The organism is Streptomyces cyaneus (assembly GCF_004028635.1).
Lineage (GTDB): Bacteria > Actinomycetota > Actinomycetes > Streptomycetales > Streptomycetaceae > Streptomyces > Streptomyces cyaneus.
Genome location: NZ_RQJW01000009.1, coordinates 251,806 through 274,866, shown reverse-complemented (window position 1 = coordinate 274,866; position 23,061 = coordinate 251,806). Strand labels below are relative to the sequence as shown.

At 73.7% G+C, this 23,061-nt stretch carries 9 protein-coding genes and 1 pseudogene; 9 read left to right on the top strand and 1 reads right to left on the bottom strand.

What is annotated here, in order from left to right:
• The first annotated feature begins 25 nt into the window (after positions 1–25).
• The 8 genes and pseudogenes from EHO50_RS31580 to EHO50_RS31545 form a co-directional block, all read left to right on the top strand.
• Entirely contained in the window at positions 26–3,577 is a 3,552-nt protein-coding gene (locus tag EHO50_RS31580; protein WP_164904994.1) for a non-ribosomal peptide synthetase, read from the top strand.
• A complete protein-coding gene (locus EHO50_RS31575) occupies positions 3,568–4,641 on the top strand; it encodes a MupA/Atu3671 family FMN-dependent luciferase-like monooxygenase (RefSeq protein WP_128434645.1) in 1,074 nt (357 codons plus the stop codon). The genes EHO50_RS31580 and EHO50_RS31575 overlap by 10 nt, the downstream gene beginning before the upstream one ends.
• Positions 4,642–4,675: 34 nt before the next feature.
• Positions 4,676–9,388: a non-ribosomal peptide synthetase gene (locus EHO50_RS31570; protein WP_128434644.1), complete on the top strand. Its 4,713-nt coding sequence runs from the start codon at positions 4,676–4,678 to the stop codon at positions 9,386–9,388.
• The gene (locus EHO50_RS31565; protein WP_128434643.1) at positions 9,388–13,419 is read left to right on the top strand and encodes a non-ribosomal peptide synthetase; all 4,032 of its coding nucleotides are present in this window, start codon (positions 9,388–9,390) and stop codon (positions 13,417–13,419) included. Before EHO50_RS31570 ends, EHO50_RS31565 begins: the two co-directional genes overlap by 1 nt.
• Entirely contained in the window at positions 13,409–16,750 is a 3,342-nt protein-coding gene (locus EHO50_RS31560) for a non-ribosomal peptide synthetase (RefSeq protein ID WP_164904993.1), read from the top strand. The genes EHO50_RS31565 and EHO50_RS31560 overlap by 11 nt, the downstream gene beginning before the upstream one ends.
• Positions 16,747–18,816 carry a beta-ketoacyl synthase N-terminal-like domain-containing protein gene (locus EHO50_RS31555; RefSeq protein ID WP_128434641.1) on the top strand — a complete coding sequence of 690 codons (2,070 nt, stop codon included), beginning with the start codon at positions 16,747–16,749 and terminating at the stop codon, positions 18,814–18,816. Before EHO50_RS31560 ends, EHO50_RS31555 begins: the two co-directional genes overlap by 4 nt.
• A gap of 35 nt (positions 18,817–18,851) precedes the next feature.
• Positions 18,852–19,565 (top strand): thioesterase II family protein, encoded by a 714-nt coding sequence (locus EHO50_RS31550; protein WP_246101605.1) that lies wholly within the window; start codon positions 18,852–18,854, stop codon positions 19,563–19,565.
• A gap of 110 nt (positions 19,566–19,675) precedes the next feature.
• A pseudogene (locus EHO50_RS31545) lies at positions 19,676–20,938 on the top strand (beta-ketoacyl-[acyl-carrier-protein] synthase family protein); the annotation flags it as partial.
• A gap of 17 nt (positions 20,939–20,955) precedes the next feature.
• Here the strand turns inward: EHO50_RS31545 and ku are convergent.
• Positions 20,956–22,020: a non-homologous end joining protein Ku gene (gene ku, locus EHO50_RS31540; protein ID WP_164904992.1), complete on the bottom strand. Its 1,065-nt coding sequence runs from the start codon at positions 22,018–22,020 to the stop codon at positions 20,956–20,958.
• A gap of 51 nt (positions 22,021–22,071) precedes the next feature.
• Between ku and ligD the strand changes: the two genes are divergently transcribed.
• A complete protein-coding gene (gene ligD, locus EHO50_RS31535; RefSeq protein ID WP_128434637.1) occupies positions 22,072–22,953 on the top strand; it encodes a non-homologous end-joining DNA ligase in 882 nt (293 codons plus the stop codon).
• The last annotated feature ends 108 nt before the right edge of the window (positions 22,954–23,061 follow it).

The window sequence follows — 23,061 nt, the reverse complement described above, 5'->3', positions numbered from 1 at the left end:
GGGGGCAACGGGGGCTTTGCACGGGGTGCATGAACTCTTCGAGGTACAGGCTCGGCGGACACCGGCGGCGACCGCGCTGGTGTACGGCGAGCAGCGGCTGAGCTACGGCGAACTCGACGCGCGCGCCGACCGGTTGGCCGGGCTGCTGCGGCGGCACGGCGTGCGGCCGGGGGACCTGGTGGGCGTATACCTGGAGCGGTCCACCGAGATGGTGGTGGCGCTGCTCGGCACGCTCAAGGCCGGCGCCGGTTATGTGATGCTCGACCCGGACTTTCCGGCGGAACGACTGCGCGGGATGGCGGACGACGCGGGCGTCGCCGTGGTCGTGTCGCGGTGCGGGGCCCGACCGACGGGCATCCCGGCCGAGTCGGTCGCGGTGGAGGACGCCGAAGACGCGCCGCCTCTGGAGCGTGGCGCTGTCGGCGTACGGCCGCGGGACCCGGCCTGCGTGATGTTCACCTCCGGCTCCACCGGCCGCCCGAAGGGCATCGTCGCCTCGCACGCCGCGATCACCGGGACGCTGACCGGGCAGGACTTCGCGTCCTTCGGGACCGGCGCGGTGTGGCTGCAGTGCTCCCCCGTGTCCTGGGACGCGTTCGCGATGGAGCTGTGGGGGCCGCTGCTCGCCGGTGGTCTGTGCGTACTGCACCCGGGGCAGCGCCCCGACCCGGTGGTGACGGCCGGCCTGGTCGACAAGCATGCCATCACCTCCGTCTACCTCTCCGCCTCCCTGTTCCACGTGATCGTCGACGAGTACCCGCGCGCCCTCGCCGGAGTGCGCGAACTGATCGTCGGGGGCGAGCCGTTGTCGCCCGCGCACGCCGCCCGCGCCCTGGCGCGCTACCCCGAGCTGAGGCTGAGCAACGGCTACGGACCGGTCGAGGGCATGGTCTTCCTGACCGTCCATCCGGTCACCGCCGAGGAGGTACGGGACGGACGGCCGGTGCCGATCGGCCGCCCGCTGGCCGGCAAACGGCTCCACGTCCTCGACGAGCGGCTGCGGCCCGTCGCGGACGGCGAGACGGGTGAGCTGTACGCCGCCGGGGCGGGCGTCGCCCTCGGCTACCGCGGCCGGCCCGGGCTGACCGCCGAGCGCTTTGTGGCCGACCCGTACGGGTCCGCCGGTGAGCTGATGTACCGGACCGGGGACCTGGTGCGGCGCCGGGCGGACGGGGTGCTGGAGTATCTGGGGCGGGCCGACGCCCAGGTGAAGATCCGCGGGTTCCGGGTGGAGCCGGGTGAGGTGGAGACCGTCCTGGCCGACCACCCCGGCGTCCTCCGGGCCGCTGTCGTCGCCCGTCCCGACGCCACCGGGGAGAAGCGGCTGATCGCGTACGTCGTCCCGCGCGACGGACACCAACCCGCGCTCTCGGAACGGGAGTTGCGTGACCACGCCGCCCGCGTGCTGGCCGACTACCTGGTCCCGGCGGCCTTCGTGCTGCTGGATGCCTTGCCCCTCACCCCGAACGGCAAGCTGGACCGCGCCGCCCTGCCGGAGCCCGGCCCGGTCACCGGCTCGCTCGCCTCGGCGGCAGCACGACAGCCGTCGGGCCCGGTGGAGGAGGCGCTGTGCGGGCTGTTCTCCGAGGTCCTGGGGGTGGCGTCGGTCGGCCCCGAGGACGATTTCTTCGCGCTCGGCGGCAACTCGCTGATGGTGGCGCGGCTGCTGGGGCGGATCCAGCTGACGCTGGGCGCGCAGGTCGGCGTACGGACGCTGTTCGAGTGCCGGACTCCGGCGGCGCTGGTGCCGTACGTGGAGAAGGGCGAGACGAACGACCGGGCCGAGCTTCCCGCGCCTGTGCGGGACGGCGACGCCCTGCCCCTGTCCTACGCCCAGCGCCGCCTGTGGTTCCTGGACCGGGTCGACGCGGGTAACGCCTACACCCTGCCCGTGCTGGTGCGGCTGCGCGGCGAGATCGACCCGGAGGCCCTGCGTGCTGCGCTCGGCGATGTTGCCGGCCGGCAGACGGCGCTGCGGACCGTCTTCGAGGAGCGCGACGGTGAACCGAGGCAGCGGGTACTGAGCGGCGCCGAGGCACTGCCTCGGTTGCGGCAGGTCACCGTCGGCTCGGGTGAGTTGGAGCAGGCCGTCAGCAAAGCCGCCCGGCATCGGTTCGACCTCGCGGCCGAACTCCCGCTGCATGCCGTGCTGTTCAATGTCCAGGACCAGCCGGGAGAGCACGCCCTTCTGCTCGTCCTGCACCACATCGCGGGTGACGGCTGGTCCCTGCCGCCGCTCTTCCGGGATCTGTCGCGTGCCTACGCGGCCCGCAGCGCCGGTTCCGGAGCGGAGCTCGGCCCGCTGCCCGTGCCGTACGCCGACTTCGCCCGCCGTCAGCAGGAGCGGCTGGGCTCGGCGGACGATCCCGGGTCCCTCGCCGCGAGCCAGCTCACCTTCTGGCGCGAGGGCTTGGCCGACCTCCCGGCCGCCGGCCCGCTGCTCCCCCGCCGTCCCGGACGGCCCGCCGTGCCGGGGCGCGACGCCGCCACGGTCGTACGGCGGCTGGACCCGGGCGCGCACGCGCGGATCGTCGAGGCGGCGCGGGCGCAGGGCGCCACGTTGTTCATGGCGCTGCACGCCGCCCTCGCCGCCGCGCTGGTGCGGGCGGGGGCGGGCGAGGATCTCGCGGTCGGGTCGCCGATCGCCGGGCGGGGGCACGACGGCACGGTCGATGACGTCGTCGGGTTCTTCGTCAACATGCTGGTGTTGCGGACGGACGCCTCCGGTGACCCCACCGCCCGGCAGCTGCTCGCGCGTACCCGGGAGACGGCGCTGAACGCCTTCGCCCACCAGGACGTGCCGTTCGAGGAGGTGGTGGGCGCGCTCAACCCGGCCCGGCCGCCAGGGCGGCAGCCGTTCACCGAGGTGGTGCTGGCGTTGCAGAACAACGCCCGGGCCGAGGTGGAGCTGCCCGGCGCCGAGGCCGGTGTGGAGCCGTTGCGTACCGGTACGGCGCGGTTCGAGCTGCTGGTCGACGTCACGGACGACCACGGGCCGGCGGGCGCGCCGGACGGCATGACGCTGGTCTTCGAGTACCGGACCTCGTGTCTGGAGCCGGAGTTCGTCCAGTGGCTGGCGGACGCGGTCGTCGAGGCGCTGAGCGCGGCGGCCGCCGAGCCGGACGTACCGCTGTCCAGGCTCCAGCTGCCCGAGCCGCCCCGGCGGGCGGACGCGGTCCGGGACGCCGTCCTCGCACCCGCCCGCACCACCGACGCCCCGGCGGACACCGCGCTGCACCGGGAGATCGCCGCCGTCTGGTCCGATGTCCTCGGCGTCGAGCACATCGGCCCGCACGACGACTTCTTCCGGCTCGGCGGCAACTCCCTGCGCGCGGTACGGGTCGCGGCCCGGCTCACCGGCGCCGGCCGCACGGTGACGGCCGCTCAGCTGTTCACCTCCCCCACGGTCGCCGCCCTCGCCGCCGAACTGGAGCGGGCAACGGCCGACGCTCCCGCGGCACGGACACCCATCCCGCGCCGACCGCGCATTCCCCGGCAGCCCGGCCGCGACGGCCGTACCGACACCGGCCGGAACGGCCCTACCGACACCAGTCAGAAGGAGGTGCCATGGACCTGAGTGTGATGTTCTTCGGCGCCGACACGCCCGCCACCGACACCACGGCCGGGGGCGACGCGCCGCGGCACAGCGAGGCCTACGACGACATCCTCACCGTCGCCCGTACCGCGGACCGGCTCGGCTTCCACGCGATCTGGACGCCCGAGCGGCACTTCCAGCAGGTGGGGCAGGTCTTCCCGAGTCCGCCGGTGCTCAGCGCGGCGCTCGCGGTGGCCACCGAGCGGATCAACATCCGGGCGGGCAGCGTGATCCTGCCGCTGCACCATCCGCTGCGGATCGCGGAGGACTGGGCCGTCGTCGACAACCTCTCGCACGGCCGGATCGGACTGTCCGCGGCGACGGGCTGGCACTCCACCGACTTCGTGCTGGCCCCGGACCACTACGAGGGCCGACGCGAGCAGACCCTGCGGGACATCCCGCTGCTGCGGCGGCTGTGGGCGGGCGAGGCGGCCGAGTTCACCGACGGCACCGGCGCCCCGGTCGCCGTCCTGCCGCAGCCCCGGCCCGTGCAGGACACCCTCCCCCTGTGGCTCACCAGCTCCGGCAACCCCGCGACCTGGGAGGCGGCCGGAAGCCTGCGCACCGGGGTCCTCGGGGCGACCGTCGGGCAGAGCCGCGAGGAGCTGGCCGAGAAGATCGCCCGCTATCGGGCCGCCTGCGCCGCCGCGCCCGACCAGGGCGGCACCGACGCGCACGGCCGGGTGACGCTGATGGCGCACACCTTCGTCGGCGCGGACGACGAGGAGGCGCGGCGCCTGGCCGCCGTACCGCTGACGAGGTATCTGCGCTCGTACGTACGGCAGACCACCGCCAACCGCACGGCCGACAAGGCGACGGCGGAGCTCACCGAGGAACAGACCGCGCTGCTCGCCGAGTTCGCCTTCCACCGCTATCTGACCTGGGGCAGCCTGCTCGGCTCCGCCGAGACCTGCCGGAAGATGCTCGCCGATCTGCGCGAGCTGGGCTGCGACGAGGTCGCCTGCTTCGTGGACTTCGGACTCGGCCGCGACGAGGTACTGGCCGGGCTGCACCGGCTGGCCGAGCTTCGGGAGGACGTGGCGTGAGGCGGGATTTCGCGATGGTCCGGGAGGACGTGGCGTGACGGAGACAACGGGGGCGGCCAGGGCGACCGGTGCCTCGATGGCGGACCGGTTCAGCGCGCTCAGCGCGGAGCAGCGCGTCCGGCTGATGCGGCGGCTCGTGGAGTCCGGGCAGCTGAGCCTGATCCCGGCGGTCGTACCGCCGCGGGACGGGGACGGTCCGGTGCGGCTCAGCCCCGCGCAGGAGGACCTGTGGGTGTACGAGTCGCTGTATCCCGGCACTCCCGCGCTCAACCTGTGCAGCGCCTACCACTTCGACCAGCCCGTGGACCCGGGCCGGCTGGAGAGGGCGCTCACCCTGGTCCGGTCCCATCACGACATCCTGCGGGCGCGCATCGGCGGCGAGCCGGGCGCCCTGTACGTCACGTTCCCGCACGAGGACCGCTTCGTCCTGGAGCGGGAGGACCTGCGCGGCACCGGCACCACCATCGCTCAGGCCTTCGAGACCTTCCGACGCCGCTCCTTCGACCTGGCCGGCGGGCCGCTGATGCGGGCCCGCCTCGTCACCGTCGACGAGCGGCGGACCACGCTGATGCTGAGCCTGCACCACGTGATCGCCGACTGGTGGTCCTTCGACGTGCTCCAGGCCGAGTTCGCCGAGGCCCACCACGCCATCGGCAGCGGCGACGGCAGTGGCACGACCACGTCACGGCACCTCATCCAGTACGCCGACTTCGCCTCCTGGCAGGGCGAGTTGGAGGAGGCTGGAGTCCTCGCGGCACGGCTGGACTTCTGGCGCCGCTATCTGGCGGATCCGCCGGGAGCGCTCACCGTGCCGGGCAGCCGCGGGGACACGAGCGGCACGGGCGGCACGGGCGGCACGGGCGATGACATCGCGCAGGTCCCGTTCCGTGTCGACGCCCCGACCGCCCAGGCGGTGCGGGCGCTGGCCCGGGAGCGCGGCGCCTCCGTGTACGTCGTCCTGATGGCGGCGTTCGCGGTCCTGGCGCACCGTCTCACCGGCGCCGACGACATGGTGCTCGGCACGCCGACGGCCAACCGGGCGGCCAAGGGCCTGGAGCGGGTCATCGGGTACGTCATGAACGCCATCCCGACCCGCTGGCGGATCCGGCCGGGGGATTCCTTCGCCGACGTACTGGCCAGGTTCGCCGCGGACTTCCCCGAGTTGATGGCCAACGCCGACGTGCCGGTGGGCCGGATCGTCTCGGCGGTCGCGCCGGACCGCAGCGCCGGGCGCTCCCCGCTGTTCCAGTGGGTGTTCATGCACCTCACCCAGCAGCGCAGTGTGGCCGCGCTGCGGGAGTTCAGCGAGCCCGAGCGCATCCACACCGGTGGCGAGCACGACCTGGTGGGCATCGTCCGTGACTCCGACGACGGCACGATGGAGGGCAGCTTCGAGATCCGCACGGCCCTTTTCGGCGCCGACACCGTACGGCACTGGACGGACGCCTACCTGGAGCTGTTGCGTCGCTTCACCGCCGACCCCGAGGTGCCGCTCACCGAGGTCGGACTGGTGCCCGAGGCCGACCGGCGCCGGTTGGCGGAGCTCAGCTCCGGCGGGCCCGCCCCCGAGCCGCTGGCCCTTCCCGACCTGGTGGCCCGGCAGGCGTCCCGCACCCCCGACGCGCTCGCGCTGGAGGCCGGGGACCTGCGGCTGACGTACGCCGAGCTGACGGACCGCGTGAACCGGCTGGCGTCTCACCTCGCCCGGCACGGGGCGGGCCCCGGCCGGATCGTGGCCCTCGCCCTGGGCCGCACGGCCGCCATGGTCCCGGCGCTGCTGGCGGTGCAGCGCACGGGCGCCGCGTACCTCCCGATCGACCCCGACTACCCGCCGGAGCGCATCCGGCTGGCGCTTCAGGACGCGGCGCCGGTCCTGCTGGTGGCCGGCGAGCTCGGGGCGTTGCCGGAGACGGACGTCCCCACGCTCGTCCTCGACGACCGCGCCTACGACGAACAGCCGCTGGAAGCACGGAAGTTGGACCACTCGGCGCCCGCGTACGTCATCCACACCTCGGGCTCCACCGGCCGCCCCAAGGGCGTGGTCGTCCCGCACACGGGTCTGACGGCCCTCACGCGCGGTCTCGTGGACGCGCTCGCACTGGACGCGGACAGCAGGGTGCTGCAACTGGGTTCGCCCGCCTTCGACATCTCCGTGGGTGAGATGTGCATGGCGTTCGGGTCCGGCGGCACCCTGGTCGTACCGCCTCAGGGGCCGCTGGTCGGGCAGGACCTCGCGGATGTGCTGACGGGCCGGCGGATCAGCTGTGCGCTGCTGCCGCCCTCGGTGCTGGCGACCGTGCCGGCCGGGGAGTACCCGCAGCTGCGCTCGCTGACCGTGGGCGCGGAGGCCTGCCCGCCGGATCTGGTGGCCCGCTGGGCCGTCGGCGGACGCCGGTTCCACAACGCCTACGGGCCCACCGAGTTCACCGTCGGCGCCACCGTCTCCGGCCCGCTGACCGGCGACGGCACGGCACCGCCCATCGGCGCCCCGTTCCCGGGCACGCGCGCGTACGTCCTCGACGAGCGGCTGCGGCCCGTGCCGCCCGGGGTGTGCGGCGAGCTCTATCTGGCGGGGCCGGGCGTGGCGTACGGCTATCTGGGGCGGGCGGGGGCGACCGCCGAGCGGTTCGTCGCCGACCCGTACGGGCCGCCCGGCGAGCGCATGTACCGCACGGGTGACCTGGCCCGCCGCCGGGACGACGGTCAGCTGGAGTATCTGGGACGCTCCGACGACCAGGTGAAGATCCGCGGCCTGCGCATCGAGCCGGGCGAGATCGCGGCCGTCCTCACCGGGCATCCCTCGGTGCGGCAGGCGGTGGTCGTCGTACGGGAGGACCGGCCGGGCAGGCAGCGGCTCGTCGCGTACGTCGTGGGCGGCGGCGAGGGCGCCCCGGTCCCGGACGCGCTGTTGGCTTATGCCGCCGGGCGGTTGCCGGCCGCCATGGTGCCGGCCGACGTGGTGGTGCTGGACGAGTTGCCGTTGGGGCCGGGCGGCAAGCTGGACCGGGCGGCGCTGCCCGTGCCGGGAAGCCGGCCGAGGGGCGCCGGGCGGGCTCCGCAGGGCGTCCGGGAAGTCGCCCTGTGCGCCCTGTTCGAGGAGGTGCTCGGCGTCGAACGGGTCGGCGCCGACGACGACTTCTTCCGGCTGGGCGGCGACAGCATCATGGCGATCCAGCTCGCGGGGCGGGCCTCGGGGGCGGGGCTCGGCATCGCGCCGCGTGATGTCTTCACGGCCCGTACGCCCGCCGCGCTCGCGCTGACGGCACGAGAGACCGCGGACCTCGGTTTGGGCGAGGACAGCGGAACAGGGCGCTTCCCGCTCACGCCCGTCATGCGGTGGTGGCGTGAACAGGGCGCGGACGCGGCCGCGTTCACGCAGTCGATGGTGTTCCCGGTACCGCGGGACGTCGACCTGGAGCGCGTCGAGACGGCGGTGCGCGGGCTGGCCGAGCGGCACGGCGTGCTGCGGATGCGCCTGGTGGACGGGGAGCTGGAGGTTCCCGAGGACGTTCCCGGCGTGGCTGTCGAGCGCGTCGAGGTGGCCGTCGGTGCCGATCCGCGGGCGTCGGCCGAGGAGTTGGCGGCGTCGGTGCGGCTCGACCCGGAGAAGGGGGAGATGCTGCGGGCCACCTGGCTCGACCCGGCCTCCGGTCAGCCGGGGCTGCTGTTGCTGACGGTGCACCATCTGGCGGTGGACGGGGTGTCCTGGCGGCTGCTGGGACCTGAGCTGGCGAACGGGCTGGCGGCCGGGCCGGCCGGGCCGGCCGGGGAGCGGCTGCCGCGGAGCCCGGGCACGTCCTTCGCGCGCTGGGCGCGGCTGCTGGCGCAGGAGGCGGTCAGGCCCGAGTTGGCCGACACGGAGGCCGCCTGGTGGGAGCGGATGCTGAGCGGCCCGGACGCTCGGATCGCGGGCGGGCGGGGCGTCGGGGCGAGCCGTGCCGTGCTCACCGTCGAGCTGACCCCCGAGGTCACCGAGGCGGCCCTGTCCGAGGTGACCGCCGCCTTCCACTGCGGCCCGGACGCCGTGCTGCTGACGGCACTGGCCGCGGCGGCGGTACGGCGGCGGGGCGCGGCCCCTCAGTCCGGCTCCGGCCTGCTGGTCCACCTGGAGGGCCACGGCCGCGAGGCGCTCTCCGAGCCCGCCGACATCTCCCGCACCGTCGGCTGGTTCACCACCCAGTACCCGGTCCGGCTGGACGCGGGCGGCACGCTCGGCCCGGACTTCTGGCAGCCCGCGCGGGACGCCGCCGGTGAGGCGCTCAAGCAGGTCAAGGAGCAGCTGAGGGCGGTCCCGTCGGGTGGTCTCGGCTGGGGTCTGCTGCGCCACCTCAACCCGGACACGGCCCCGAAGCTGGCCGCGCTGCCCGTCCCGGACCTGCGCTTCAACTACCTGGGCCGGTTCTCCGGCGGTGACACGGCCGACGGCGAACTGCTCGGCATGGCCGCCGAGGCGCTGCCGCTCGGCCATGCGGTGGAGGTGGACGCGCTGGTCCTGGAGCGGGACGGCGGACGGCTGTGTCTGAGCGCCGGTTTCTCGTACGCGCGCGGGGTGCTCGGCGAGGACGAGGTGCTGGAGCTGGCCCGGCTGTGGTGCGAGGCGATCGAGGTACTGGTCGAGCACGCCCGCCGGGACGGCACGGGTGGGCATACCAGCTCCGACTTCCCGCTGGTCGACCTGTCGTCGGACCAGCTCGCTCTCCTGGAAGGCGACTTGGACTTCGACCTGGACGATGAGGAGGAGGACTGATGGGCGGACGCATCGCGGACGTACTGCCGCTCTCCCCCGCCCAGGAAGGCCTGCTCTTCCACGCCCTGCGCGATCCGGACCGCCCCGATCCGTATCTGGTGCAGGCCCGCTTCCGGATCGCCCCCGGCGTCACGGCCGAGGCGGTGCGGGCCGCGGTGACCGCGCTGCTGGAGCGGCACCCGAATCTGCGGGCGTGTTTTCGGCACGAGCAAGTCGACCGGCCGGTGCAGGTGATCCCGCGCGCGGTGAAGGTGCCGTGGACGGAGGCCGACTGCACGGGTCGCGGGCGGGACGGGACGGAGGCGGCGTTCGCGCGTCTCATGACCGAGGACCGGGCGCGCCGCTTCGACCTGGCCCGGCCCCCGCTGGTGCGGGCCACGCTGGTACGACACGACACGGGCGCCGAGCTTCTGTTGACGCTCCATCACATCCTGTTGGACGGCTGGTCGCTGCCGTTGCTCGCGCAGGATCTGGAGGCGCTGACGACGGGCATGGCCGAGCTGCCGCCCACTGTGCCCTTCAAGCAGTACCTGGTCTGGCTGAACGGCCAGGACCAGGCCGGGGCGGAGGCAGCCTGGCGTGAGGCGCTGGACGGGCTGACGCGGCCCGCGCTGCTTGCCCCGGGTGAGCAGGACGGCCCGGATGGCTTGGATGGGCCGGGCGGACCGGACGGACCGGGCGGACCGGGCGGGGCCGAGGACACCGTCGACGTAGAGCTGACGCCCGAGCTGACGGCGGCGGTCACCCGCCGGGCCGCGGACGCGGGCGTCACCGTCAACACCGTGGCGCAGACCGCCTGGGCCCTGGTGCTGGCCCGGCTGACCGGTGCCGAGGACCTGGTGTTCGGCGCGGTCGTCTCCGGGCGGCCGCACGATCTGCCCGGTGTCGAGCGGATGGTGGGGCTGTTCATCAACACGCTGCCGGTGCGGATCCGGCTGCGCTCGGGTGAGGGCGTCGACGAGTTGCTGGCCCGCGTCCAGAGCGAGCAGCTGCGGCTGGCGCCGTATCACCATGTACGGCTGGCGGAGGTGCAGCGGGCGGCCGGAGTGGGCGAGCTCTTCGACACGGTCCTGGCGTTCGAGAACTTCCCGCGCGCCGAGGGGCCCACTCCAGCCGTCGAGCTGGTCGAGACGCGGGACGCGACGCACTACCCGGTGACGGTCGCCGTCGTCGCCGGGGAACGCATGCTGCTGCGGATCAGCTGCCGCCGGGGCATCTCAGCGGCCACGGTCGGCGCCCGCCTGGCGCGCGCCTTCGAGGCGCTGACGTCCGCGCACGGCACGCCGGCCGCCCGGCTCGACGTCCTCCCGCAGGAGGAGCGGCGACAGCTGCTCGCCCTGGCCGAGGGGCCGGTGCGTCCGCTGCCCCTGGCGCCCGAGGCACTGAGCATTCCCGGGCGCTTCGCCGAGCAGGTGGCCCGTACGCCGGACGCGCCCGCCGTCGAGGCGGACGGTGAGGTGTTGACGTACGGCGGTCTCGACGCGGCGTCCGACCGGCTGGCGGCGCGGCTGCGGGCGGCGGGGGTGCGGCCCGGCGACACGGTGGCATTGCCGCTGGCCCGGTCCGTGAGCCTGGTCGTCGCACAGCTGGCGGTGCTGAAGGCGGGCGCGTGCTGTCTGCCACTGGATCCGGCGGCCCCGGCGGGACGGCTGGCGGCGCTGGTGGCGCAGGCTGGTGCGCGGGTGGCAGTTACGGCTGAGAGCGCGCAACTGGCGGACGACGTACGGGCGTTGGACGCATCGACCGTGTTGGACATGTCGGGCACGTTGGGCACGTCGGACCTCGACGGAACCGACGCCGTCGTACCGCCGACTGCGGCCGCGCACCCCGAATCCCCCGCCTACGTGATGTACACCTCCGGCTCGACGGGCGAACCCAAGGGCATCCTCACCCCGCACCGGGCCGTCGTCGAGCTCGCCGCCGACACCCGTTTCGCGGGCGGCGCCCACGAGCGCGTCCTCCTCCACAGCCCGCACACCTTCGACGCCGCGACCTACGAGACCTGGGTGCCCCTGCTGAACGGCGGCACGGTCGTGGTCGCCCCGCCCGGCCCCGTCACCCCCGACCTGCTGAAGCGGCTGCTGCCCGAAACGCGCGTCACCGCTGTGTGGCTCACCGCCGAACTCCTGCGCACCGTCGCGGAGATGGCGCCCGAGGTGCTCGGCACCGTGCGGGAGGTGTGGGCGGGCGGCGACGTCCTCGCGCCCGAGGCGGTGCGGCGGGTGCGCGAGCACTGCCCGAGCACGCGGATCGTCAACGGCTACGGACCCACCGAGACGACCGTGTTCGCCACGGCCCACCGGGTGACCGATGACGTCGGCGCGTCCGTGCCCATCGGGCGGCCCCTGGACAACACCCGCGCCTACGTCCTCGACCACCTTCTGCGTCCCGTTCCGGCAGGAGCGGTGGGTGAGTTGTACGTCGCCGGCACCGGGCTCGCCCACGGCTACCTGAACCGACCCGACCTGACCGCCGAACGCTTCGTCGCCGACCCGTACGGGCCGCCCGGCGCCCGGATGTACCGCACGGGCGATCTGGTGCGCCGACAGCCGGGTGGCGAGCTGGAGTTCATGGGCCGCGGCGACGACCAGGTCAAGGTGCGGGGCTTCCGGATCGAGCCCGGCGAGGTCGAGGCCGCCCTGGCCGCCTGCCCGGGCGTGGAGCGGGCCGTGGTGGCCGCACGCCCCGGGCCGGACGGCGGCAAGAGGCTCGTCGCGTATGTCGTGGGCGGCGACCTGGACCTCGTACGGGAGCATGCGGCGCGCACGCTGCCGGCGCATCTGATGCCGTCGGCGTGGGCCGCCCTCGACGCAGTACCGCTGACCGCGCACGGCAAGGTCGACCGGGCCGCGCTGCCCGAACCCGAGCCGCAGCGAGTCCTGCCGGGCCACGGGCGGATGGCCCGGCCGGGGCGGGAGCAGCGGCTGTGCGCGCTGTTCGCGCAAGCGCTCGGGGTGGACGCGCTGGGCCCCGACGCCGACTTCTTCGCGCACGGCGGCCACTCGTTGCTCGCCCTGCGTCTGACCGCCCGGATCCACGCCGAGCTCGGGGCACGGGTGTCGCCGGCCACGCTGTTCGAGGCCCCGACACCGGCCGCGCTCGCCGCGCGCCTCGCCACGGGACGGGCGGACGCGGACGAGGACAAGACCACGAGCAATGGCACGGGCCATGGAAATGGCTCGGACAAGGGCCGGGGCGACGAGGACGCCTACGCCCCGCTGCTCACCCTGCGTCGCGAGGGCGACCTGCCCCCGCTGTTCTGCCTTCACCCGGGGCTGGGGCTCGGCTGGGGGTACGCGGCGCTGCTGCCGCACCTCGCCCCCGGGCGGCCGGTGTACGCGTTGCAGACGCCGGTGCTGCACGGCGAGCAACTTCCCCAGTCACTGGGCGAGTTGGCCGAGCGCTGTCTCCCGCGTATCCGGGCGGTGCGACCGCACGGGCCGTATCTGCTGCTGGGCCGCTCCTTCGGCGGACCGTTCGCCCATGAGCTGGCGGTGCGGCTGCGCGCGGCCGGTGAGGAGGTCGCGCTCGTCGCCGTCCTGGACTCGATGCCGAAGCCTGCGGACGTGGCGCGCGTGCCGCTGGACCCGGCGGTCGTGGAGCAGGTGGCGCTCGGCAACCTGCTGCGCAACGCGCTGCCCGGGGTTGCGGCCGGGCCGGGCCCGCTGGAGCGGGCCGAGGTCGTCGCACGCGTCCACGCGCACAGCGCGCTCCTCGCCGACCTCGACGAGCAGCGCCTCGACACCCTGGTCGCCGCCATGGAGCGGTACATCGAGATGGCCCGCGCCTGGCAGCCGTCGCCCTACGACGGCAGGGTGACCCTCTTCTCGGCCACCCGCACCTCGGAGGCGACGACCGAGGAGAAGCGCGCCGCGTGGCAGGGCTGCTCGGCCGGGGTGGACGTACACGAACTGGACTGCGAGCACAGCGATGTGCTCACACCGGGGCCGGTGGGCGCGATCGCCGCGGCCGTGGAGGACGTACTGGCAAGGGACCGCACGGGGGACGGAGCACAGGCAGATGGACGCTGACGACATCGGCACCGCCGGGGACGACGAGGAGTACGAGGAGTACGAGTTCCCGACTTCGGACGCGCAGGCCCGGCTGCTCGTCCTGGACCACATGGACCCGGGCAGCGCGACCTACCATGTGCCGGCCGCCTTCGCCGTGCGCGGGCCGTTCGATCCGGCCGCCTTCGGCCGTGCCCTGGACGCGCTCGTCGCCCGGCACGAGTCGCTGCGCACGGTGTTCCGCACCGGCCCCGACGGGGTGCCGCTGCAGATCGTCTCCGCCGTCGGGCGTGTCCAGCCGCGCGTGGAGCGCGACGTGCCGGTGGCCGAGGTGGAGGCGCGGATGCGCACCGAGGCCGCCCGCCCCTTCGACGTGGCGGCCGGGCCGCTGCTGCGCTGCACGCTGTACGCCGTGGCCGACGGAACCCACCGCATCCTGCTCGTCGCCCACCACCTGGTCTGCGACGGCTGGTCGCTGGGCGTGCTGCTGCGCGAGCTGTCGGCCGGGTACGAGAACGAGACCAAGGGCTTGCGCCACGCTCTTCCCGAACTCCCCCTCCAGTTCCCGGACTTCGCGGCCTGGCAGCGGGAGCGGCAGGCGGCGGGCGAGTACGCCGACTCGGTCGCGCACTGGACCGAGCGGCTGCGCGGGGCTCCGGAGACGGTCGCGCTGCCGCTGGACCGGCCGCGCGGCGCGGTGCGTTCGGCGGCGGGCGGTACCGAGCGGTTCACGCTGTCGGCCCGGGTCCGTGAACGGGTCGCCGAGACGGCTCGGGGGCGCGGCGGTACGCCGTTCATGGCGGTGTTCGCCGCGTACGCCGCGTTCGTGAGCCGGTTGTCCGGCTCCGAGGACCTGGTGATCGGCTTCCCCGTCTCCGGCCGGGACCGCCCCGAACTCCAGGACATGGTCGGCATGCTGACCAACACCCTCGCTCTGCGCGTCGACCTGTCCGGCGACCCCTCGTACCACGACCTGATCGCCCGCCTGCGCACCGCGCTGCTGGACTCCCAGCCCTACCAGGACGCCCCCTTCGAAGCGGTCGTGAACGCGGTCGCCCCGGCGCGCGAGATCAGCCACGACCCGGTCGTGCAGGTGATGTTCGGCTACGACGACGACACCGAGCTGACGCTGGGCCTGGCAGGCGCCGAGGTCGAGCGGGTCCATGTAGTGCTGGACACCGCCAAGTTCGACTTCCACCTCCAGGTGGAGCAGTGGGGCGAGGATCTCGCCGCGTATCTGATCTACCGCGACGCCCTGTTCGACCCGGCGACGGTACGACGGTGGGTGCGCTGCTTCGAGACGCTGCTGGAGGGTCTGCTGGACCACCCGGAGGCGCCACTGTCAACCGTCGACATGCTGCCCGCGGACGAGACAGAACGGCTACTCGCCCTGGGCGGCAACGCGCCCCAAAGGGGCGCGGGGAACTGCGCGACCAGCCACAACGAACCCGCAGCCGCCAGGCAACAAAACGCAGCACCCCCGAAGGCGCACCTGGTCCCCGATCTCGTGGCAGCCCAAGCCGCCGAACGGCCGGAGGCCACCGCGCTCGTCTGCGGCGACCTGCGCCTCTCATACCGCGAACTGCTGAAGCGCGCCGACGCCCTCGCAGCCCGCCTCCAGGCGCGCGGCGTACGCCGCGGAGACCGGGTCAGCCTCCTGCTCCCCCGCGGCGCCGACATGGGCATCGCCGCCCTCGCCGTACTGCGCGCGGGCGGCGCGTACGTGCCGCTGGACCCGGCGCATCCCGCCGCCCGCCTCGCCTACATGGTCACCAACTCGGGCACGTCCCTGCTCCTCACGGCGGCGGAGACGACAGGCCTGGCGGGGACGGACGTACCGGAACTGCGGGTGGACGAGGACACGGAGACCCGCACGGCACTCGACCCCGTGCCGTGCGCGCCCGGCGACCTCGCCTACGTCCTCTACACCTCCGGCTCCACCGGCGTCCCCAAGGGCGTGGCGGTCGAACACCGCGCCCTGCGCAACCTCGCGGTGAACGTCCGTCCGGTCTTCCCGGTGACCGCAGAGGACCGAGTCCTCCAGTTCGTGTCGTTCGGCTTCGACGTGGCCGTCTCCGACCTGTTCTTCCCCTGGGTCGCAGGCGCAGAGTTGCACATCGCGCAGGAGGACGAGCGGCTGGGCGAGGCGCTCCAGACGCGGCTCAGGGACTCCCGCATCACCTACGTCTTCCTGCCGCCGTCCGCCGCGATGACCCTGCCCCGCGCCCCGGGCGCCCTGCCCGAGCTGCGCACGCTCGCGGTCGGCGGCGAGGCCTGCCCGGCCGAACTGGTCGAGCGGCTCGCCGAGGAGGGCCGCCGGATCGTCAACGCGTACGGCCCCAGCGAGGCGACGGTGTACTCCACCACCGCCGATCTGCGCCCGGGCGAGCCCGTGGTGATCGGCCACGCGGTCCCGGGCACCCGCGCCTACGTCCTGGACCGACGGCTGCGCCCGGTCCCGGTCGGTGTGACGGGCGAGCTCTACGTCGCCGGCGCCTCCCTGGCCCGCGGCTACTTCGGCCGGCCCGGCATGACCGCCGAGCGCTTCGTCGCCGACCCGTACGGGCCGCCCGGCAGCCGGATGTACCGCACCGGGGACCTGTGCCGCATCGACGCGCAGGGCGTGCTGCACTACCTCGGTCGCGGCGACTCCCAGGTGAAGCTGCGCGGCTACCGCATCGAACTGGGCGAGATCGAGGCGCTGTTGGCGGGCCATCCCGACATCACGGTCGCCGCGGCGGCGGTACGCGGGGAAGGCGCCGAGCAGCGGCTCGTGGCGTATGTGGTCGGGAAGGGCACGGACACCGGCACGAACACGGGCACGGGCACGGACCCGGACACGGTCCCCTCGGACGAGGCCCTGCGCGCCCTTCTCGCTCTACGGCTGCCCGGCTACATGGTCCCGGAGATCTTCGTCCGCCTCCCGGAGCTGCCGCTGAACCGCTCCGGCAAGATCGACCGGGCGCGGCTGCCCGAGCCCTCGGTACGGCGGCCCCGGTTGACGGAGTCGTACGCCGCGCCGCGCACCGCCGGCGAGCAGCGCGTGGCCGAGGTGTGGCAGCGGGTGCTGACCCTGGACCGGGTCGGCGTCCACGACAACTTCTTCGATCTGGGCGGCAATTCGGTACGGCTGCTGGCGGTTCTCTCGGCGCTCCAGGAACACCCGCAGTACCGGGACCTCACCCTGATCGACCTGTTCCGGCACCCGACGGTCGCCGCCGTGGCGGCCCACCTCGACAGTACGGCCGAGGACCCCGCACCCCACGAGGAGGCGGCCCGGCGAGGAAGCGATCGCCGTCAACGCCAGGCAGCCCTGCACAAACTCCGTTCCAGGAAAGGCACGACACGATGACGACCGAGGAAGCCGCACCGCACGACCTTGAGTCCGCGGTGGCCGTCGTAGGAATGAGCGGACGCTTCCCCGGCGCCCCCGACCTCGACACGTACTGGGCCAACCTGCGCGACGGCGTCTGCTCCCTGACCGGCTTCACCGAGAAGGAGCTGCTGGCCGACGGAGCGGACGCGGCGGAGCTGAGCAATCCCGCGTACGTCTCCGCTCAGGGCCGCCTTCCGGAGGCGGACCGCTTCGAGGCGGACCTCTTCGGCTTCAACCGCACGGAGGCGGCAGCGCTGGACCCGCAGCACCGCGTGCTGCTGGAGACCGCCTGGTCCGCCCTGGAGGACGCGGGATACGCCCCGCTGGCCGCCCCGTCCCGCACCGGCGTGTACGTGGGCGGCAGCCCGACGGAACACGCCCTGGCGGCCGGCACGGACCCGGCGCTCGCGGCGTCGATCGGTGCCCTTCAGGTCCGTATCCTCACCGACCGCGAGTTCCTGGCGCCCTGGATCTCCTACCGCCTGGGCCTGGACGGCCCGAGCATGACGGTCCAGACGGCCTGCTCGACCTCGCTGACGGCGGTCCACCTGGCCGTCCAGGCTCTCCTCCTCGGCGAGTGCGACACCGCCCTCGCGGGCGGCGTGGCCATCGGCAGCGTGCGCAAGCAGGGCTACGTCCACTACCAGGGCGGCATCTTCTCCCCCGACGGCCGCTGTCGCCCCTTCGACGAGAAGGCGGCCGGTACGGTGCCCGGCAGTGGCGTGGGCGTGCTGGTGCTGCGCCGGCTGGAGGACGCGCTGGCCGACGGTGACCCGGTGCGCGCGGTGATCCGGGGCTCGGCGGTCACCAACGACGGGGCCGGCAAGGTCGGTTTCACCGCTCCGGGGGTGGACCAGCAGTCGGCCGCGATCACGGAGGCGTGGGCGGCGGCGGGCCTCGAGCCGGCGGCGGCGCAGTACGTGGAGGCGCACGGGACGGGGACGGAGCTCGGCGACCGGATCGAGCTGGAGGCGGCGAGCGCGGCCTTCGCGGGCGGTGCGGCCATCGGCTTCGGCTCGGTGAAGTCGAACATCGGGCATGCGGACGCGGCGGCCGGGGCGGCGGCGCTGATCAAGACGATCCTGATGCTGGAGCACGCCACGCTGGTACCGACGGTGGACGTCACCAGCCCGGTCGCCGCCCTGCACGAGTCGCCGCTGCGGCTGGTGACCGAGGCGGAGGAGTGGCCGCGCCGTGCGGACCTGCCCCGGCTGGCGGGCGTGACGTCGGTGGGCATCGGCGGCACCAATGTGCATGTGGTGGTGCAGGAGGCGCCCGAGCGGCGGACACCCGTGAGCACGGCCGCACACCCGGTGGTCCTGCCACTGTCGGCCCGCACCGAGTCTCAACTCGCCGCACTCGCCGACCGGTTGGCGACAAGACTGCGCGAGCCGGACGCCCCGTCCCTGGCCGACGTCGCGCACACCCTGCGCACGGGCCGGGTCGGGATGCCCGTACGCGCCTATGTCGTGGCCGGTACGGCAGCGGAGGCGGCCGACAAGCTCACGGCGTCGGCCGGGGGCCGCCGGGACACGGCGACCGCCCCTGACGGCGAGGCATGGCTGAGAGGCGAGGAGGTGACCTGGCCCGCCCTTGGCGGTGACGTACGGCGGGTGCAGCTCCCGACGTACCCGTTCGCGGGCGAGAGCTACGGCGCGCTGACGCTGCGGCGGCCCGTGGCACAGGAGCCGCAGGAGCTACAGGATCTGCAGGAGTCGCAGGAAGCGGCGCCCGACGCCACGGCACCCACCCCGGACAACGAACTCGAAGCCGCGGTGACCGCCCTGGTGATCGAGGCACTGGATCTGAACGGCGCCGCCGATCTCGCACGGACGTACTTCGAGGCGGGCGGCGACTCGCTGACGGCCGTTCACCTCGCCGGCAGGCTCCGTGACGAGCTGGGCATCGACGTACCGATCCAGCTGTTCCTCGAACCGGTCACACTGAAAGACATGACGATGAGCATCTGCGAGATGAAGCGGAGCGGTGCCGCGGACGGCGCCCTCGACGCCCTCCTCTCCGAGTTCGAGGCGGAGTCGTGAGTGTCCCGGACATCCGGACCCTGTGGTTTCGGGGCGTGAGCGTGCCCGACGCGCGGATCCGCCTGCTGTGCTTCCCGCACGCGGGCGGAGCGGCGGTCGCCTTCCACGACTGGGCCGCGCTCGCCCCACCGGGGGTCGAGGTCGTGGCGGTGCAGTACCCCGCCCGCCAGGACCGCCTGTACGAACCGGGCGCGCGCACGATGGAGGAGCTGGCGGACACGATCACGACAGCCCTGCGGCAGGAACTGACCGACGACGTGCCGTTGGCCCTCTTCGGCCACAGCATGGGTTCGTCGGTGGCGTACGAGGTGGCCCGCCGTCTGGAGGACGACCCCGGACGGACCCTCACCCGCCTGATCGTCTCGGGCCGGCACAGGCCCCGCGGCCCCAAGGAGCAGGCACCCCGCCCGGCCCCGACCGACACCGAGATCCTGGACTACGTCCGCCTGCTGGACCCCGAGGGTGCCGATCTCTACGAACACCCCGAGCTGCGGCCCGTGATCATGCCGGCACTGCGCGCGGACTTCGGGATCCTCGCCGAGTACCGCCCGACGCACCTGCACCGGCTGGGAGTTCCGGTCACGGCGTGCGGCGGCGACCGCGACCCCGCGTGCACGATCGAGGACCTGAAGTCCTGGTCGGACGTCACGACGAAGGGGCTGGACCTCCGGGTCTTCGAGGGGGGCCACTTCTATCTCCACCGGCGGAAAGAGGAGTTGCTCGCGTTCATCGACGCACAGTTGGCATGAGACGGGGACGGCGCCGACCCGGTCCGCACTTCGAACGGACGTGCAGGACCTGAGAAATCTGGGCATGTTTCCCTTTCAATCACCAGAGGGGGCATGCCCTGATGAGCGAGGCCGCCGCGTCCGCACCCCGCAGAGTCGTCGTGACCGGGCTCGGGGCGGTCACGCCGCTGGGCGTCGGGGTCGGTGAGTTGTGGCAGGGACTGCTGGACGGACGGCACGGCATACGCGAGTTGGCGGATCCCGAGTTCGACGGGTTGCCCGTGCGGGTCGCCGGGGTCGTACCCGTGGATCCCGGTCGGCTGCTGCCTCGGCCCGTTGCCCGGCGGATGAACCGGGCAGCACGGTTCGGGGTGTTGGCCGCTCGGGAGGCGTGGGGCGACGCCGGGTTCGTGGCGGGCGGCACCCGGGAGAGCGGGATCGACCCGGAGCGGGTGGGAGTGAGTCTGGGGGCCATCCTCGGTGACGCGTCCGTGCTGGTGGGTGGGGACCGGAAGCTGCGGGAGAACGGGCCGCGGGCCGTCTCACCGCTCACCACTCCCATGACCGTGCCCTCGCAGGCCGCCTCCCAGGTCTCGCTCGATCTGCACATCACCGGCGAGGCCCGGACCGTGACCAGCGCGTGCGCGTCGGGGACGGAGGCCATAGGGCAGGCGATCGACCGCATACGGTACGGGCGGATCGACGTCGCTCTCGCGGGCGGCGCCGAGGCCGTCGTCACGCCGGCGATCATGGCGTCCTTCGCGGCGATGCGGGCCCTGGCCGACGGGGACCCGGCCGACGGTTCGCCCTCCCGGCCCTTCGCCAAGGACCGGGGCGGGTTCGTCAACGGCGAGGGGGCGGGGATCCTCGTCCTGGAGGCCGAGGAGCACGCACGGGCCCGGGGAGCGCGGATCTACTGCGAGGCCGCGGGCTGGGGCCTCTCCGCCGACGCCCACCACATGGCCGCGCCCGACCCGTCCGGCAGCGGCATCGCGCTCGCCCTGCGGCGGGCCCTGCGGGACGCCGGGGGCGGGGTCGGGGACGTCGTCCATGTGAACGCCCATGCCACGGCGACGGTCGAGGGCGACCTCGCGGAGGCGGGTGCGCTGCGGGCGGTGCTCGGTCGACGGTCCGTACCGGTCACCGCCCTCAAGGGACACCTCGGGCATCTGCAGGGGGCAGCGGGCGGGGTAGAAGCCGTCGCCGCCGTGCTGACGCTGCACCACGGGGTGGTGCCGCCGACAGTGGGGGGCGGGGCGGTCGACGACGCGATCGACCTGGATGTGGTGAGGGGGGCGCCGCGCGCGTTGCCTCAGGACGGGGACCTGGCGCTCAGCAACTCGTTCGGGTTCGGGGGGCACAACGCGGTGCTGGCGCTGCGCCGAGTGGGGTGAGGCACTCAGGGGGCCGCTCACGCCGTCCGCTTGCGGCTCGCCGTCTTCTTGGCCGACTTGGCCGGGGTCTTCTTCGCCGTGCTCTTGGCCGTGCTCTTCGCCGTGGACTTGGCCGTGCTCTTGGCCGCCGTCTTCTTCGCCTGCTGGGCCGTCTTCGAGGTCGACTTCTTGGCCGAGGCCGCCGTCTTCTTCGCCGCTGCCTTCTTGGTCGCCGTCGACTTCTTGCCCGCCGGCTGCTTGGGGGCCGCCCTGGCCGACTTGCGCTGGGGCAGGCGTCTGACCTCGGCGTGCTCCTCCGGCTCCTCGCCACGGGACTCCTTCGCCGCGCGCACGCTGCTCTCCAGGGCCGCCATGAGGTCGAGGACCTTGCCGCCGGCGGCGGGTTCGGGGGCGGTGGGCGGGGCCTCGCCGGCCGCCTTCGCGGCGATGACCTCCTCGACGGCCTCGCGGTACTCGTCGTGCAGATCGTCGAGGTCGACCTCGCCGAGGGTGTCCATCAGGGCGTCCGCGAGGTCGAGTTCCTTGTCGCGGACCGTGACGCCGGTGTCGGGGGCGACGCCCTCGGGCGCGCGGACCTCGTCGGGCCAGAGCAGGCCGTGCATGGCGATGGCGTCGCCGACGACCCGGAGCATGCCGAGCCGTTCCCGGCCGCGCAGCGCGAACTTGGCGATGGCGACCTTGTTGCTGCGCTTGAGCGCCTCGCGCAGCAGGGTGTACGGCTTGGCGGCCGGGGCGCCGCTCGCGGCGAGGTAGTACGCCGCGTCCATCTGGAGCGGGTCGATCCGGTCGCCCGGGACGAAGGCCACGATCTCGATCGTCTTCGCGGTCGGGATCGGCAGCTCGGCCAGGTCCTCGTCACTGATGGGGATGATCGAGCCGTCCGCGTCCTCGTACCCCTTGCCGATCTCGCCCTGGCTGACCTCGCGGTCCTCCAGTTCGCAGAACTTGCGGTAGCGGATCCGGCCGCCGTCCTCGGTGTGGATCTGGCGGAAGGAGATCGAGTGGCTCTCGGTCGCGTTCACCACCTTGATCGGAATGCTGACCAGGCCGAACGAGATGGCGCCGTTCCAGATGGATCGCACGTTCAGCACCTTTCAAGGCGGTTACGGCCGATTTCATGTGATTCTCATCCTATGACGCCGATCACAGAGGTGGAGGGGCGGCGGCTCGCGCTCAGCAACCTGGAGAAGGTGCTGTATCCGGCGGCCGGGTTCGCCAAGGGCGAGGTGTTGCACTACTACGCGACCATCGCCGACGTACTGCTGCCGCATCTGCGCGACCGGCCGGTGTCCTTCCTGCGCTACCCGGACGGGCCGGACGGACAGGTGTTCTTCACCAAGAACGTGCCGCCGGGTACGCCCGAGTGGGTCACCACCGCCGAGGTGCCCCGTGCGGAGGGGCCCGCGCGGATGGTGCTGGTGCAGGATCTGCCCTCGCTGATGTGGGCGGCCAACCTGGTCACGGAGTTCCACACGCCCCAGTGGCTGATCGACGCGCCCGGCGAGGCCGACCGACTGGTCTTCGACCTCGACCCCGGCTCGCCCGCCACCGTGGTCGAGTGCTGCGAGGTCGCCCTCTGGCTGCGCGAGCGTCTGGCCGCCGACGGCATCGAGGCGTACGCCAAGACCTCCGGCTCGAAGGGGCTCCACCTCGCCGCCGCCATCCGGCCGGCCCCCTCCGAGCAGGCCACCGAGTACGCCAAGGAACTCGCCGTGGAGGCCGAGAAGGCCATGCCCCGGCTCGTGCTGCACCGGATGACGAAGAGCCTGCGGCCCGGCAAGGTCTTCGTCGACTGGAGCCAGAACGCCGCCCGCAAGACCACGGCCACGCCCTACACCCTGCGCGCCCGCCGCGAGCCGACGGTGTCCGCGCCGGTGACCTGGCAGGAGGTACAGGACTGCCGCTCCCCGCGCGCCCTGACCTTCCTCGCCCCGGACATCGCCCCACGCCTCCAGGACTACGGCGACCTGCTGGCTCCGCTGCTCGATACGGACCGGGCGGGCGCGCTGCCCTGACAGTCACCTTTTGACGCCGGTCCAGGATTCCAGCCCGTCCGGCGTTTGAGGACGAGGCCCCTTAAGGGCCGAAGCGGGGGTCTGGGGGCGGCAGCCCCCAGGGCCGGC

Bases quoted from the DNA above. Each gene is read 5' to 3' on its own strand.
- EHO50_RS31555 (WP_128434641.1), top strand. From the start codon at position 16,747: ATGACGACCGAGGAAGCCGCACCGCACGACCTTGAGTCCGCGGTGGCC.
- EHO50_RS31560 (WP_164904993.1), top strand. From the start codon at position 13,409: ATGGACGCTGACGACATCGGCACCGCCGGGGACGACGAGGAGTACGAG.
- EHO50_RS31575 (WP_128434645.1), top strand. From the start codon at position 3,568: ATGGACCTGAGTGTGATGTTCTTCGGCGCCGACACGCCCGCCACCGAC.
- ligD (WP_128434637.1), top strand. From the start codon at position 22,072: ATGACGCCGATCACAGAGGTGGAGGGGCGGCGGCTCGCGCTCAGCAAC.
- EHO50_RS31565 (WP_128434643.1), top strand. From the start codon at position 9,388: ATGGGCGGACGCATCGCGGACGTACTGCCGCTCTCCCCCGCCCAGGAA.